At 72.7% G+C, this 14696-nt stretch carries 16 protein-coding genes; 5 read left to right on the top strand and 11 right to left on the bottom strand.

Annotated elements, in window-relative coordinates:
- The first annotated feature begins 29 nt into the window (after positions 1–29).
- Both ACFQS7_RS23395 and ACFQS7_RS23400 read left to right on the top strand, forming a co-directional pair.
- On the top strand, positions 30–1250 hold the full coding sequence (locus ACFQS7_RS23395; protein WP_380069556.1) for a flavin-dependent oxidoreductase: 1221 nt from the start codon (positions 30–32) through the stop codon (positions 1248–1250).
- A 137-nt stretch (positions 1251–1387) separates the two neighbouring features.
- Positions 1388–2686 (top strand): hypothetical protein, encoded by a 1299-nt coding sequence (locus tag ACFQS7_RS23400; RefSeq protein ID WP_380069557.1) that lies wholly within the window; start codon positions 1388–1390, stop codon positions 2684–2686.
- A gap of 27 nt (positions 2687–2713) precedes the next feature.
- Here ACFQS7_RS23400 and ACFQS7_RS23405 read toward each other — a convergent pair whose 3' ends face one another.
- The 7 genes from ACFQS7_RS23405 to ACFQS7_RS23435 are packed head-to-tail and all read right to left on the bottom strand — an operon-like array spanning position 2714 to position 8523.
- On the bottom strand, positions 2714–3166 hold the full coding sequence (locus ACFQS7_RS23405) for a cupin domain-containing protein (RefSeq protein ID WP_380069558.1): 453 nt from the start codon (positions 3164–3166) through the stop codon (positions 2714–2716).
- A gap of 15 nt (positions 3167–3181) precedes the next feature.
- Positions 3182–3886, bottom strand: a complete 705-nt coding sequence (locus tag ACFQS7_RS23410; protein WP_380069572.1) for an ABC transporter ATP-binding protein — start codon at positions 3884–3886, stop codon at positions 3182–3184.
- Positions 3886–4641 carry an ABC transporter ATP-binding protein gene (locus tag ACFQS7_RS23415; protein WP_380069559.1) on the bottom strand — a complete coding sequence of 252 codons (756 nt, stop codon included), beginning with the start codon at positions 4639–4641 and terminating at the stop codon, positions 3886–3888. The genes ACFQS7_RS23410 and ACFQS7_RS23415 overlap by 1 nt, the downstream gene beginning before the upstream one ends.
- On the bottom strand, positions 4634–5554 hold the full coding sequence (locus tag ACFQS7_RS23420; protein ID WP_380069560.1) for a branched-chain amino acid ABC transporter permease: 921 nt from the start codon (positions 5552–5554) through the stop codon (positions 4634–4636). Before ACFQS7_RS23420 ends, ACFQS7_RS23415 begins: the two co-directional genes overlap by 8 nt.
- Positions 5554–6477, bottom strand: a complete 924-nt coding sequence (locus ACFQS7_RS23425; RefSeq protein ID WP_380069561.1) for a branched-chain amino acid ABC transporter permease — start codon at positions 6475–6477, stop codon at positions 5554–5556. Before ACFQS7_RS23425 ends, ACFQS7_RS23420 begins: the two co-directional genes overlap by 1 nt.
- A 13-nt stretch (positions 6478–6490) precedes the next feature.
- Entirely contained in the window at positions 6491–7669 is a 1179-nt protein-coding gene (locus ACFQS7_RS23430; protein WP_380069562.1) for an ABC transporter substrate-binding protein, read from the bottom strand.
- 44 nt (positions 7670–7713) lie between these two features.
- Entirely contained in the window at positions 7714–8523 is an 810-nt protein-coding gene (locus ACFQS7_RS23435) for an alpha/beta hydrolase (RefSeq protein ID WP_380069563.1), read from the bottom strand.
- Between the two features lie 63 nt (positions 8524–8586).
- Here ACFQS7_RS23435 and ACFQS7_RS23440 point away from each other — a divergent pair, with 63 nt between their 5' ends.
- Genes ACFQS7_RS23440 through ACFQS7_RS23450 form a run of 3 tightly spaced genes read left to right on the top strand, consistent with a single transcriptional unit; the run spans position 8587 to position 11609 of the window.
- On the top strand, positions 8587–10257 hold the full coding sequence (locus ACFQS7_RS23440; RefSeq protein ID WP_380069564.1) for an FAD-binding protein: 1671 nt from the start codon (positions 8587–8589) through the stop codon (positions 10255–10257).
- On the top strand, positions 10254–10586 hold the full coding sequence (locus ACFQS7_RS23445; RefSeq protein WP_380069565.1) for a 2Fe-2S iron-sulfur cluster-binding protein: 333 nt from the start codon (positions 10254–10256) through the stop codon (positions 10584–10586). Before ACFQS7_RS23440 ends, ACFQS7_RS23445 begins: the two co-directional genes overlap by 4 nt.
- 51 nt (positions 10587–10637) lie before the next feature.
- Positions 10638–11609: a Bug family tripartite tricarboxylate transporter substrate binding protein gene (locus ACFQS7_RS23450; protein WP_380069566.1), complete on the top strand. Its 972-nt coding sequence runs from the start codon at positions 10638–10640 to the stop codon at positions 11607–11609.
- A 76-nt stretch (positions 11610–11685) separates the two neighbouring features.
- On the opposite strand, the gene ACFQS7_RS23455 is transcribed toward ACFQS7_RS23450, so the two are convergent.
- Genes ACFQS7_RS23455 through ACFQS7_RS23470 form a run of 4 tightly spaced genes read right to left on the bottom strand, consistent with a single transcriptional unit; the run spans position 11686 to position 14591 of the window.
- Positions 11686–12390 carry an ABC transporter ATP-binding protein gene (locus ACFQS7_RS23455; protein WP_380069567.1) on the bottom strand — a complete coding sequence of 235 codons (705 nt, stop codon included), beginning with the start codon at positions 12388–12390 and terminating at the stop codon, positions 11686–11688.
- Positions 12377–13156, bottom strand: coding sequence for an ABC transporter ATP-binding protein (locus ACFQS7_RS23460; RefSeq protein WP_380069568.1), 780 nt, complete (start codon positions 13154–13156; stop codon positions 12377–12379). Before ACFQS7_RS23460 ends, ACFQS7_RS23455 begins: the two co-directional genes overlap by 14 nt.
- Positions 13153–14136 carry a branched-chain amino acid ABC transporter permease gene (locus ACFQS7_RS23465; RefSeq protein ID WP_380069569.1) on the bottom strand — a complete coding sequence of 328 codons (984 nt, stop codon included), beginning with the start codon at positions 14134–14136 and terminating at the stop codon, positions 13153–13155. Before ACFQS7_RS23465 ends, ACFQS7_RS23460 begins: the two co-directional genes overlap by 4 nt.
- Positions 14133–14591: a branched-chain amino acid ABC transporter permease gene (locus ACFQS7_RS23470; protein ID WP_380069573.1), complete on the bottom strand. Its 459-nt coding sequence runs from the start codon at positions 14589–14591 to the stop codon at positions 14133–14135. The genes ACFQS7_RS23465 and ACFQS7_RS23470 overlap by 4 nt, the downstream gene beginning before the upstream one ends.
- Positions 14592–14696 lie beyond the last annotated feature (105 nt).

The raw sequence follows: 14696 nt of genomic DNA on the forward strand, positions 1-14696 counted from the left end.
CCTCCCGCCCGTTCGGGGGAGAGGCTGGGATGCGGGTGCTGATCGCGGGCGGCGGCGTGGGCGGGCTGACCCTGGCGCTGATGCTGCACAAGCGGGGCATCGCCTGCACCGTGCTGGAAGCGGCCGAGGCGGTGCGCGAGCTCGGCGTCGGCATCAACAACCTGCCGCATTGCGTCGCCGAATGGGCCGAGCTCGGGCTGCTCGACGAGCTCGACGCCATCGCCATCCGGACGCGGGAGCTGCGCTACCTCAACCACCTGGGCCAGACCTTGTGGACCGAGCCGCGCGGGCTGCATGCCGGCCACGCGGTGCCGCAATTCTCGATCCATCGCGGCAAGCTGCACGGCATGCTGTGGCGCGCGGCGGAACGCCGGCTGCCGCCGGCTTCGCTGCGCTGCGGCCACCGGCTGCTGGGCTTCGCGCAGGATGCCGGCGGCGTCACCGCCCGCTTCGCCACCACGGCCGGCGAACAGGTGGTGCAGGGCGACGTGCTGGTCGGGGCCGACGGCATCCATTCGGCGCTGCGCGCGCTGCTGCACCCGGACGACGGCGGCATCCGCTGGCAGGGCATCCTGATGTGGCGCGGCGCGGTGGACTGGCCGGCCCATGAGACCGGCGACGTCATGGTCATCGCCGGCGACCTGAAGGCCAAGCTGGTCTGCTACCCCATCGGCCCCGGCAGCACGCCGGACCGCCGGCTGACCAACTGGGCGGTCTATGCCAAGGTCGATACCGGGGAGCAGCCGCCGCCGCGGCGGGAGGACTGGTCGCGGACCGGAAGGCTGCGCGACGTGCTGCCGCTGGCGCGCCGCATCAGGCTGCCCTTCCTGGATTCGGAGGCGCTGGTGCGGGCCTCGCCGCAGCGGCTCGAATACCCGATGTGCGACCGCGACCCGCTGCCCTGGTGGTCCACCGGCCGGGTCACGCTGCTCGGCGATGCGGCGCATCCGATGTACCCGGTGGGGTCGAACGGCGCGTCACAGGCGGTGCTGGATGCGCGCTGCCTGGCCGATGCCCTGGCCGCGCATGCGCCGGCCGAGGCCTTGCAGGCCTATGAGGCCGACCGCCTGCCGAAGACCGCGGCGATCTGCACCAGCAACCGCAGCGGCGGGCCGGAACGCGTCCTCGACGTCTTCGGCCAGCGCGCGCCCAAGGGCTTCGACCGCATCGAGGACGTGGTCCCGCCGGCGGAGATCGAGGGGATCGTGCGCGGCTATGCCCAACTCGCGGGCTTCGCCGTCGGGCGCTGACCCATGCCGCCCGGGGCGGGGTGTCGGGCAAAGTGAACGGCCGCCGGGCATGAGCCGCCCCGCCCGGCGCAACCCGCCGCCCCCGGTACGCGCTGCCGCTGCAAGACGCAGTGTTGCAGACCGGAGTGACCGCCCCGATGCCGATTTCCGCCTTCCCCGACCTGGCCGCCCGGCCCTGGCCGCGGCGCCTCGGTGTCGCCCCGATCCTGGCCATGGCGGCCCTCGCGCTCGGGCTGGCCGGTTGCGCCGAAGCGCCGCCGGCGCCCCCGCCCGCACCGCCGCCCGCACCGGTCGCCGCCGCGCCCTCGCCGCCGAAATCGGCGCAGCCGCTCGACGCCGCCGTCGATTCGCTGGTCGAGGCGGTCTTCGCCCGGGCCGAGCTGCCGACCGCGCCATCCGGCCAGCCGCGCGCGGTGGTCATCGATCCGCTGATCGACCGCGCCACCGGGGCCGAAACCAACACCACCCGCGCCATGGCGCGCCGCATCGCCGGGACGGTGCAGGCCAGGCCGGGCTTCGCGCTGCGGCCCTTCACCCAGGCCAGCCTGGAAGCCCGGCCGCTGGTGCTGCTCGGCGCCATCACCGGCGTGACCGAGGCCGGCAGCCTGAAGAACAGCACCTCCACGCCCGGCGCCTACCGCATCTGGGCGGTGCTGGCCGATCTCGGCAGCGGCAAGGTGGTGGCGCACGAGACCGCCTGGGTGCGGCCCGAGACGGTGGACGCGACCCCCACCGCCTTCCACCAGGACAGCCCGGTCTGGGTGCCGGACCAGGCGACGGCGGCTTATCTGCGGGTCTGCGCCGCCGATCCGGGCGCCCCGGTCGACCCCGCCTGGCGGCAGGGGCTGGGCGCGGCGGTGCTGCTGGCCCAGGCGACCGCGGCCTATGAATCCGGCGACCGGGCCAGAGCGCTGCCGCTCTACCAGGCGGCGGAGCGGGCCGGGCCGGCCGGCCGGTTACGCGGGCTGAACGGCGAATACCTCTCGGCCAGCGCGCTCGGCCGGTCGCAGGAAGCGGAGGGGGCCTTCGGCCGGCTGGTGGAATATGGCCTGGCGGAGCGCAATCTCGGGGTGAAGTTCCTGTTCAGCGTCGGCCAGACCCGCTTCTGGCCGGACCCGGCGATCAGCGGCCCCTACCCGATGTGGCTGCGGCAGATCGCCAAGCATACCGCCGCCGGCAATGCCTGCCTGGGCGTGGTCGGCCATGCCAGCCCGACCGGGCCGGACGCGCTGAACGACCGGCTGTCCCTGGCCCGGGCGCAGCGGATCAAGGCCGACCTGGTGGCGGAACAGGCGGCGCTGCGGCAGCGCACCGCGACCGACGGCCGCGGCGCGCGCGAGCCCATCGTCGGCAACCGGCGGGACGACGCGACGGATGCGGTCGACCGCCGCGTCGCCTTCATCCCGCAATCCTGCCCGGCGGTGGCGACGCGCTGAAGTGAGCCGACCGCCGCCGCGCCCGCGTCAGGCCGGCGGCGGCAGGAAGTCCACCTCATGCGCCGTCGACAGCCGCACCACCTCGTCCAGGTCGGTGAGGTTGTGCAGCGCGCGGAACAGGTCGTGCAGCTTGCGGCCGGGCGTCACCCAGAAGAAGGCCCGCGCCGGGGCGCCGCTCTCGTTGAAGTAGCCGTGCATGATGCCGCGCGGCATGCGCACCAGGTCGCCGGCCGAGGCGACATGCGTCTGCCCGTCGAGGATCAGCTTCCAGGTGCCCTCCAGCATCAGGATGTATTCGTCCTGCGTCGGATGGATGTGCGGCGGCACGAAGGTGCCGGGGGGGCTCAGCGCCTCGAAGGCGAAGGAGCTCTCGCAGGACTGCTTCGGGTAGTAGGTCTGGCCGAGGATGTTCCAGATCGTGCCGTCCACGCCGTCGAAGCCGGTGCCGGCACGGGTGATGCCGGGGATCTCTGCTGTCATGGTCGCTGCCTCTCGTTACAGGTGGAGATAAGTCTCGCGCACCTGCGGCGCCGCCGCCAGGGCCTCGCCGGTGCCGGTCCAGGCGACGCGGCCCTTCTCGATCACCACGTGCCGATCGGCCAGCCGCATGACCGCGCCGAGGTTCTTGTCGATCAGCAGGATCGCCAGCCCCTCCGCCTTCAGCCGCGCCAGCACCGCCCAGATCTCGGCGCGGATCAGCGGCGCCAGGCCCTCGGTCGCCTCGTCGAGGATCAGCAGCCGCGGGTTGGTCATCAGCGCGCGGCCGATCGCCAGCATCTGCTGCTCGCCGCCCGAAAGCTGCGCGCCCATGTTGCGGCGGCGTTCCGCCAGGCGGGGGAACAGGGCGTAGACCGCGGCCAGGGTCCAGCGCGCGGTGCCGCGGGCGGTCGCGGTGAGGTTCTCCTCGACCGTCAGGGTGGGGAAGACCTGGCGGCCTTCCGGCACCAGGCCGATGCCGCGCTGCGCGATGCGGTGCGGCGGCTGGCCGGTGACCTCGGCGCCGTCGAAGCCGATGCGGCCGCCGAGCAGGCTGCCGCCGGCCGCGGGCAGCAGCCCCATGATGGCGCGCACCGTCGTGGTCTTGCCCATGCCGTTGCGGCCGAGCAGGGTCACCACCTCCCCCGCGCCGACCGAGAGGCCGATGCCGGACAGCACGCGGCTCTGGCCATAGCCGGCGGCAAGGTCCTCGACGGTGAGCATCACGCCGCGTCGTCCTCACCCAGGTAGGCGGCGCGGACCTCGGCATCGGCGCGGATCGCGTCCGGCATGCCGGTGGCGATGAGGCGGCCGTAGACAAGGACCGAGATGCGGTCGGCGAGCGCGAAGACCGCCTGCATGTCGTGCTCCACCAGCAGGATCGCGTAGCGGCGCTTCAGGCCGCGCAGCAGGGCGACCAGCCGGTCCGTCTCCTCCGGCCCGGCGCCGGCCAGGGGCTCGTCCAGCAGCAGCAGGCGCGGCTGCATGGCCAGGGCGATGGCGAGCTCGAGCTGCCGCCGCTCGCCATGCGACAGCGCCGCGGCCGGGACCTGGGCGCGGTCGGCCAGCCCGGTCCGTTCCAATGCGTCGAGCGCCGCACGGTTCAACGCCGCTTCGGAGGCCGCCGCACGCAGGAAACGGAAGGACGACCCGCTGCGCGCCTGCACCGCGAGGGCGGCATTCTCCAGCGCGGTGAAGCCGGGCAGCACGGAGGTGATCTGGAAGCTGCGCGCCAGGCCCAGCCTTGCCCGGCGTGCCAGTGAAAGCGCCGTCACGTCCCGCCCGGCGAAGACGACGCGCCCGGCATCCGGCCGCAGGGTGCCGCTGACCTGGTGGATCAGCGTGGTCTTGCCGGCGCCGTTCGGGCCGATGACGGCGTGGATCTCGCCGGGCAGCACGTCGAGCGAGACGCCGTCCGTCACCGCCAGCCCGCCGAAGCGCTTGCGCAAGCCCTCAAGGCGGAGGATCGGCTCAGCCACGCCGTGCCCCCAGCAGCCCGACCAGTCCGCCGCGCAGATACAGCACGGACAGCACCAGCAGCGGGCCGAAGACGATCCGCCAGTGCGGCGTCAGGTGCCCCAGCCCTTCCTCCAGCGCCAGGATCACCAGCGCGCCGAGCACCGCGCCGAAGGGGCTGCCGAGCCCGCCGAGGATGACCATGAACAGCAGGTCGCCGGAACGCTGCCAGGCGAGGAAGGAGGGGGCGACGAATTCCGTCGCATTCGCCAGCAGGAAGCCGGCCAGCCCCGCGATGCCGCCGGCGATGGTGTAGGCGACCAGCCGGTAGGGGTAGGGCGAGAGCCCGACCGCCTCCACCCGCAGCGGGTTCTCCCGCGCCGCCCGCAGCACCCGGCCGAAGCGGGACGCCAGCAGCATCCGGATCCCGAGGAACACCGCCGCCAGCAGGCCGAGGCAGAGATAGTGGAAGCCGAGCCGGTCCTGCATCCAGCGCGCGCCGGCCACCGTGCTGCGGCCATAGAGCGTGTAGCCGTCGTCGCCGCCATAGCCGGACAGGGACGCGGCGGTGAAGAAGGCCATCTGCCCGAAGGCCAAAGTGATCATGATGAACTGCACGCCGGCGGTGCGGATCGCCACCGCCCCCGTGGCCAGCGCGAACAACGCCGCGGCGGCGATGGCGACCGGGGCGACCACCAGCGCCTCGGTCACCCGGGCGTCGTCCAGCACCACCACCGCATAGGCGCCGATGCCGAGCATCGCGGCATGGCCGAGGCTGACCAGCCCCGCCCCGCCGACCGGCAGCCACAGGGACAGCGCGGCGACGCCCATGATCATCCCGCGCGCCAGCAGGGTCATCGCCCAGCCCTCGCCCAGGCCCAGGAAGGGCGCCGCGGCCAGCAGGCCGAAGACAAGCGGCGGCAGGGCGCGGGCCATCACCCCGCCCGCGCCGGGAACAGCCCGCGCGGCCGCACCGCCAGGATCAGCGCCATGGCGATGTAGACCAGCATCGACCCCAGCGCCGCGCCGGTCTGCCGCGCCGGCGAGGCCGCCATGAAAAGCTTCATCAGGTCGGGCATCAAGGAACGGCCCAAGGTCTCGATCAGCCCGACCAGCAGCGCGGCGAGGAAGGCGCCGCGCACGCTGCCGATCCCGCCGATGACGATGACGACGAAGGCGAGGATCAGCACGGTGTCGCCCATGCCTGGCTCGACCGAGAGGATCGGCCCGGCCATCACCCCGGCGAAGCCTGCCAGCATGGCGCCGAAGCCGAAGACCAGCATGAACAGCCGGCCCGTATCGACGCCGAGCGCCGCCAGCATCGGCCGGTTGCTCGCCCCGGCGCGGACCAGCGCGCCCATCCGCGTGCGCTCCACCAGCAGCCACAGCAGGGCGGCGGTGGCGAGGCCGGCAGCCAGGATCGCCAGCCGGTAGATGGGGTATTGCAGCCCGGGCATCAGCACGATGCCGCCCTGCAGCAGGTCGGGCGTCGGCATCTGCAGCGGCGCGTTGCCCCAGGCCAGCTTCACCGCCTCATTGAGAAACAGGATGACGCCGAAGGTGGCCAATACCTGCGACAGGTGGTCGCGGTCGTAGAGATGCCGGAACACCAGCCATTCCAGCGCCAGCCCGCAGGCCAGCGCCGCCGGCAGCGCCAGCAGCAGCCCGGCCCAGAAGCTGCCGGTCAGCCCCGCCAGCCAGGCGCCGAGATAGGCGCCCAGCATGTACTGCACGCCATGCGCCAGGTTGATGAAGTCCATCACCCCGAAGACCAGCGTCAGGCCCGCCGCGACCAGGAAGAGCAGCACGCCGAATTGCAGGCCGTTGAGGGCCTGCACCAGCAGCAACTGGACCGTCACGCGCCCCTCGGTGTCAGCGCATGCGGCACTCGGCCGCCCAGGGGTCGGTGTCGTTCTCCAGCACCTTGCGCACCGTCTCGGTCTGGAACTTGCCGTCGGCGCGCTTGGCCACCTGGCAGAGCCAGAAATCCTGCACCGGGTAGTGGTTGGCGCCGAACTTGAAATTGCCGCGGACGGACTTGAAATCCGCCGCGCGCAGCGCCGTCCGCAGCGCGTCCTTGTCGCCGAGCTTGCCGCCCACCCGGCGGATGGCGCTGTCCAGCAGCATCGCCCCGTCGTAGCTCTGCGCCGCGTAGGTGGCGGGGACGTAGCCGGTGCCGGCCTCGAAATCCGTGACGAACCGGCGGTTCGGCGCATTGTCCATGTTCGGCGCCCAGGACGCCGCGGAATAGAAGCCGAGCGCGGCGTCCTGCTGCGCCGGCAGCGTCGCCTCGTCCACCGTGAAGGTGGACAGGAAGGGGATGTGGGCGAGGCCGGCCTGGCGGTACTGCCGCACCAGGTTCACGCCGAGCCCGCCCGGCATGAAGGTGAAGATCGCATCCGGCCTGGCCGCGGCGATCCGGGCGAGCTCGGCCGAGAAGTCGAGCTGGGTCAGCGGGACATAGACCTCGTCCACCACCTCGCCCTTGAAGCGGGACTTAAAGCCGGCCACCGCGTCACGGCCGGCCTGGTAGTTCGGCGTCATGACGAAGACGCGGCCATACTTGCTGTCGGTCGCCGCCTGGCCCATCACCGAATGGACCTGGTCGTTGTTGTACGACGTGGTGAAGAAGAACGGGTTGCAGCCGCGCCCGGCGAAGGTCGAAGGCCCGGCATTGGTCGAGATCAGGAAGGTGTTGGCTTCCGTCACGGGCCGCATGATGGCGGCCAGGATGTTCGAGAACACCACGCCGACGACGAAATCCACCTTGTCGCGTTCCAGCGCGGCGCGGACCTTGGTGACCGCGACCTCGGGCCGCAGCTCGTCGTCGATATGCACGACCTCGGCCGCCAGCCCGCCGAGCTTGCCGTCCAGGTGCTTGAGCCCCTGCAGGAAGCCGTCGCGCAGCTGGGTGCCGAGCGCCGCCTGCGGCCCAGTCTGCACCGCCACCAGCCCGATCTTCACGCCGGTCCCCTGCGCCCGGCCGATCGCCGGCAGCGCCAGGGCGCCTGCCGCCACGCCGCCCAGAACCCCACGCCTGCCGATGACCATGCCCGTCTCCCCCTGCCGATCCCGCTTCGTCCTGGCTTCTACCGTCACCCGACCGCTAGGGCCATGGCCGCCGCGCGGCGGGACAGGGCGCTGTCCGGCGCGGCCAGGGGGGCGAGGATGGTGAAGTGGTTCAGGCCCGGCACGACCTCGGCCGTGCCGCCCCAGGCGGCGGCGAAGTCCCGCGTCTGGCGGAGGAACTCGCCGCTTTCCGCCCCGCCCACCACGGCATGCAGGGGGAAGCCGGGGGAAGGCAGGTGGCGCGGCGACAGCGCCCGCGCCTCCTCCGGCGTCAGGCGCAGCCCGGCGCCGATGCTGGTCGGCAGCAGGGGTTCCAGCTCGAAGACGCCGGAGATGGGCAGGCCGGCCGGGACCAGGTCGGCGGGCAGGCGCGGGTCCCGCGCGCGCCAGTCGGTCGCCATCAGCATCGCCGCCATGTGGCCGCCGGCGGAATGCCCGGTGGCCAGCAGGCGCCGCCCGCTGCGCCGGTGCAGCAGCATGGCGGCCGCCCGCATCTGGTCCGTGATGGCGGCCAGCGTCACCTGCGGGCAAAGGTCGTAGGAGGGCACCGCGACGGCCACGCCCCGCGCCAGCATCCCCCGCGCCATATGCGAGAAGAAGCTCCGGTCGAGCGCCTGCCAGTAGCCGCCGTGCAGGAACAGCGCGACGGGCCAGTCCTCCCCTGGCCCGGGGCGGAACAGGTCGAGCTTCTCGCGCCCTCCCGCGCCATAGGCGATGCCGAGCTCGGCTTCCGCCCATGTCGCGCGGAAGGCGGCGGCGTCGCGCTGCCAGCCGGCGATGATCGCCGGGTTCTCCGGCACGCGCGCCCGGTTGTCGTATTCCACCTGCAGGTCCATGCGGCCATTCCAGCGCCGGGCGGCGGTTGCGGCAAGGGCCGGGGCGACTACACTCGGCGGCGCATGAGCATCCCCCCTTCCCCGACGCGGCTCGACACCGAAGTCCTCGTCATCGGTGCCGGCGGCGCCGGCCTCTATGCGGCGATCGAGGCGGCGCGGCGCGGCGCGCAGGTCCTGCTGCTGGACCGCAACCTGATCGGCCGCGGCGGCGCCACCGTCATGGCGCAGATGACGGTCGCCGCCGCCGTCGGCCCGGAGGGCACCGACCACTGGCAGGACCACCTGCGGGATACGCTGGCCGCCGGGCGCGGCCTCTGCGACACCCGCCTTGCCCGCCTGCTCTGCGAGGACGGGGTCGAGGTGATCCGGGAGATGGATGCCTGGCGCGTCGGCTGGGCACGCGATGGCGCAGTGCTGCGCGCGGTGCAGGCGCCGGGGCACGACCGGCCGCGCTGCGTCTACGTGGATTTCCTCTCGACCGGGCCGGCGGTGTCCAAGACTTTGCGCGGCGTGGCGCAGCGGACGCCGGGCATCAGGCGGCTCGGCGATGCGCTGGTGGTGGACCTGGTGGTGCAGGACGGCGCGGTGACCGGCGCCGTCGCCATCAATCTGGAGGACGGCGCGCCGCTGCTGGTCGCGGCGCGCGCCACCATCGTCGCCACCGGCGGGCTGACGCGGCTCTATCGCCGCAACAGCGCCAGCGCCAACATGGCGGGCGACGGCTTCGGCCTGGCGCTGCGCGCCGGTGCCACGCTGATCGACATGGAATTCGTGCAGTTCTTCCCGATCGGCCATCTCGCGCCACGGCTGATCGGCATGGACCCCATCATGTGGGACCCCTTCCGCTACAAGCTGGGCGGCCGGCTGCTGAACGGGCAGGGCGAGGAATTCGTCAGCCGCTACGGCGCCGAGGAGAGCCGCCGCTACGTCGTCACCCGCGACCTCGCCACCTATGCCATCACCCGGGAGGTCGAGGCCGGCCGCGGATCACCGGCCGGCGGCGCCTGGCTGAGCTTCCGCCACGTGCCGGACGCCGATCTGCGCGCCGCCTTCGGCCCGGTGATCGACAAGCTGCTGGCCAACGGCATCGACCTGACGCGGCAGGATGTCGAGGTCGCGCCGATCGCGCATTACCACATGGGCGGCATCCGGGTGGACACGGCGATGGCGACCGGCATCCCCGGCCTGTTCGCCGCCGGCGAGGCGGTGGGCGGGGCCAACGGCGCCAACCGCCTGTCGGGAAACGCGATCACCGAGGCCCTGGCCTTCGGCCGCGCCGCCGGCCGCAGCGCCGCGGCCGCGGCGCCCGGCCCGGCCTTCGATCCCGCGGCCGCGGAGCCATCCCTTGCGCTTGCCGCCGCCACGGGCCCCGGCTGCAACACCGCCGCGCTGTTTGCCGCCTTGCAGGCGGCGATGGCGGAGAAGGTCGGGCCGTTCCGCACCGCGTCCGGGCTGGACGCGGCCCTGGCCGAAATCCGCGGGCTGCGCGCCGAGGCCGGCATGGTGCCGCCCGGCACGCCCGGCGCGCACGACCTGGCGCGGCTCGACTGGTTCGACCTGCGGCAGGGGCTGCTGGTGGCGGAGGCGATCATCCTCTCGGCGCGATCCCGCCAGGAAAGCCGCGGCGCGCATCAGCGGGAGGATCATCCCGGCATGGATGAAGCCTGGACCCTGAACCAGACGCTGGCGCTGCGGGACGGCGCGCTGCAACTCGGCCGCCAGGTGCCGGCATGAGCGCCATCGCCACGCTGCATATCCGCCGCGGCGCCCCGGGCGAGGCGCCGCGCGTCGAGGCGCACGCGGTGCCCTTCGAGCCGGGGCAGTCGCTGCTCGACGCGCTGCGCTGGCTGCGGCAGGAACGCGACCCGGGCCTCGCCTTCCGCTATTCCTGCCTGAATGCGAATTCCTGCAAGGAATGCATGATGCTGCTGGACGGCAAGGTCGTGTACGCCTGCACCGCCCGGCTGGAGGCGCGGCCGATGCGGGTCGAGCCGCTGCCGAACAAGCCGCTGCTGCGCGACCTGGCCACCGCCATCGCGCCGCCGGACGAAAGGCTGTGCTAGCCGGGCACGGCACTTGCTTGGGCGACACGACCCCGTTTCGTGGAGCCCCCGATGCCGCGCCTGTCCCGCCGTTCCCTGCCCCTGCTCGCCTTCGGCCTGGCCGCCGCGGGCAGCGCCCGCGCGCAGCTGCCCGCCGGCACCGTCCGCATCATCGTGCCCTACAACCCGGGCGGCATCACCGACATCCTGGCGCGCGGCCTGGCGCATGAGATGACCGCGCTGCTCGGCCGCAGCGTGGTGGTGGAAAACCGCGCCGGCGCCAATGGCAGCATCGGCGCCACCGTCGTCGCCCGCGCGGCGCCGGACGGGCTGACCCTGCTATTGGGCGTGACCGACACCCATGCGGTGAACCCGGCGGCGATGCGCAACCTGCAATACGACGCGGTGAGGGATTTCGCGCCGATCAGCAACATCACCAACGTGCCCCTGGCGCTGGCGGTGGGGCCGAGCCGGAAGGAGCTGACCAGCCTGCCCGGCCTCATTGCCGCGGCCAAGGCCAAGCCGGGCAGCCTGACGCATTCCAGCTGGGGCGTCGGCAGCGTCTCGCAGATCGCCATGCTGCGGCTGGCCGAGGCGGCGGGGATCGAGCTGCTGCACGTGCCCTATACCGGCGCGGCGCCGGCCGCCCAGGCGCTGGCGGCGGGCCAGGTGGATTCGATGATCCTGCCGGCGGGCGCGGCGGAAGCCCTTTCGCGCGACGGCACGGTGCGCATCCTGGCGGTGCTGTCGCCGCAGCGTCTGGCCCTGCTGCCCAACGTGCCGACCCTGCCGGAGCAGGGGGTGACCTTGTCGGTCAGCATCATCCAGGCGGTCTTCGCCCCGGCCCGCACGCCGGCGGATACGGTCGCGCAGCTCAACAAGGCGGTGGTGGAGAGCCTGGCGCGGCCGGGGATGGCGGAGATCCTGCGCGCCCAGGCGGCGCTGCCGGATCCGCAGACGCCGGCGGAGCTGGCGGCGCTGGTGCTGCGCGAGCAGGCGGCCTGGGGGCGGGTGGTGCTGGCGGGGAATATCCGGCTGGACTGATCCGCGCGGTAGGGACCGACCTGGAAAAACAGATGCGGGGCTCGGGGAGAATACCTTCCTCCCCGATCTTGCTGCTTCACCCGCCCAGGTAAGCCGCCCGTACCTCGGGACTCGCCAGCAGCTCTGCGCCCGTGCCGCTGCGCACCACGCGGCCGGTCTCCAGCAGATACCCGCGGTCGGACAGCTGCAGCGCCGCCATGGCATTCTGCTCCACCATCAGCACCGTGGTGCCGGCGGCGCGGATCTCGCGCACGATGGCGAAGACCTGCTCCACCAGTGCCGGCGCGAGACCCAGCGAGGGCTCGTCGAACATCAGCAGGCGCGGGCGGGACATCAGCGCGCGGGCGATCGCCAGCATCTGCTGCTCGCCACCCGAAAGCGTGCCGGCCGCCTGGCGCAGGCGTTCGCGCAGGCGGGGGAAGCGGCCGCACATCCTATCCAGATCGGCGGCGATGCCGGCGCGGTCGGTGCGCAGCAGCGCGCCCATCTCCAGGTTCTCCCGCACGGTCAGATGCGGGAAGACGCGGCGGCCTTCCGGGCAATGGGCGATGCCGCGGGCAAGGATATCGCGCGGCGAAAGGCCGCCGATCGGCGTGCCTTCGAAGGTGATGGCGCCGGCGCTGGGGGAGAGCAGCCCGCTGATGGTCTTCAGCGTGGTCGACTTGCCGGCGCCGTTGGCGCCGATCAGGCTGACCAGCTCGCCCTGGCCGACCTCCAGCGAGATGCCCTGCAATGCGGGCGGGCCGCCATAGCCGGCGGCGACGCCCTCAAGCCGTAGCATGCGCCGCCCCGCTGCCCAGATAGGCACGGATCACCTCCGCATTCTCGCGGATCTCGGCCGGCGCGCCGGATGCGATGATGCGGCCCTGGTTCAGCACCACGATACGGTCGGAGATGCGCATCACCATGGGCATGTCGTGCTCGACCAGCAGCACGGTCATCCCGCGGTCGCGCAGCCGCAGGATCAGCGCCATGCACGCCTCGGTCTCGGACGGGTTGAGGCCGGCGGCCGGTTCGTCGAGCAGCAGCAGCCGCGGGCCGGCGATGGCGGCGAGCGCGATGCCGAGCCGGCGCTGCTCGCCATAGGCCAGCACCTCGGCCGGCATGTCGGCGCGCGCCGAAAGGCCGACGAAGTCGAGCATCGCCTGCGCCTCCCCGCGCAGCCGGGCCTCCTCCCGCCGCTGGCGGGGCGTGCGCAGCAGGGCGTCGAGCAGCCCGGCCTCGCCGCGGCGATGCAGCGCCATCAGCGCATTCTCCAGCACGGTGCAGCCGGCGAAGACGCTGGTGCGCTGGAAGCTGCGGACCAGGCCGCGGCCGGCGATGCGGTCGGGGGCGAGGCCGGTGATGTCCTGGCCGGCGAAGCGGATGCGCCCGGCGGTCGGGCGCATGTAGCCGGTGATGACGTTGAAGGCGGTGGTCTTGCCGGCGCCGTTCGGGCCGATCAGGCTGACCACTTGGCCTTCCGGTACCTCGAAGCTGGCATCCGCGATGGCGACCAGCCCGCCGATATGGACCGCGAGGTTCTCGACCGCCAGCAGCGCCGTCATGCGCGGCGCCACAGGCCGGCGACGGCCGGGACGATGCCGCGCGGCAGGAACATGACGAACAGGATCATCGCCGCGCCGTACAGCACCCATTGCGCCTCGGGCGGGGCGCGGCCGCGCAGCAGGTCGGGGATCAGGCCGAAGATCAGCCCACCGACCACCGGGCCCCAGAGCGTGCCCTTGCCGCCGGTGACCACCATGATGACCATGGTCACGGTGTAGACGAACAGGAAGACGTCCGGATCGACGATGCGGACGTAATGCGCGAAGAGGCTGCCGGCCGCCCCGGCGATGCCGGCGGAGATCACGGTGGCGACCACGAGGTAATGGGTGACGCGGATGCCGACGGAGCGCGCCAGGGATTCGTTCGACCGCAATGCCACCAGCGCCCGGCCGATGCGCGATCCAACGATCTGCCGCACCAGCAGGAAGGCCAGGACGGCGACCGCCAGCACCAGCCAGTAGGTCTGCGCCTTGGTCACCAGCGGCGTGACGCCGAGCCCTGGCAGCCAGAGCGTGACGGGCGGGATGCCGATCAGCGCCATGGGGCCTTGGGTGAGCTCGATCCAGTTCAGCGCGATCATCCGCAGCACCTGGGCGAAGCAGATGGTGATGATGACGAAATAGGCGCCGCGTACCCGGAAGGCGAGCCGCCCCAGCAGCCAGCCGAAGCCCCCGGCGACGACGATGGCGGACAGGAAGCCGATCCAGACAGGCTGCGGCTGGACGGTGACGCGCCAGCCGAAGCCGATTCCGATATCGAAGCCGAGCGAGGCGAGCGCGCTGGCATAGGCGCCGAGCCCGAAGAAGGCGCCATGGCCGAGGCTGAGCTGCCCGGTATAGCCCAGCAGCAGGTTCAGGCTGATGGCGCCGATGATGAAGATGCCGGCGAGCGTCAGTACCGCCAGCATGTAGGGGTCGGGTGCCAGGACCGGCAGCGCCGCCATGACGGCGACAAAGGCCCAGCCAGCCGCGTGCCTCACCCGATGCGCTCCTTCGCCGGCACCAGCCCCTGCGGCTTCAGGGCGAGGACCAGGATAATCAGCAGGAAGCCGAAGGCGTCGCGGTATTCGGTGGACAGGTACCCGCCGGCGAATTCCTCGACGAAGCCGAGCGCGAAGCCGCCGAGCGTCGCGCCCGGCAGGCTGCCGAGGCCGCCGAGGATGACGATGGCGAAGGCCTTAAGCCCGACCAGGTCGCCCATGGTGGGGGAGACCATGAAGACCGGCCCGAGCAGCGCGCCCGATGCCGCGGCGAGGCCCGAGCCCAGCGCGAAGGTCGCGGTGTTCACCCAGGCCACGCGCACGCCCATCAGCGCCGCGGTCTGCGGGTCCTGGAAGGTGGCCCTCATCGCCATGCCAGCCCGCGTGCGGTCCAGCGCCAGCCAGACCCAACTTGAACACCGCCTACTGCGAACTGCCTGATATGGCTTGTGAATTTGGGAAAATCAGGGGCGCGTGGCACTACGCCTGGGTCGCCCCCGGCGTTTGGGCAAAGTGTCGGGCGTTTGCGCTGGCGGCGACTGCCCAAGCGGCCTGACCCG

Origin of the sequence: Dankookia sp. GCM10030260 (genome assembly GCF_042666655.1) — a bacterium.
Classification (GTDB): Bacteria; Pseudomonadota; Alphaproteobacteria; order Acetobacterales; family Acetobacteraceae; genus Paracraurococcus.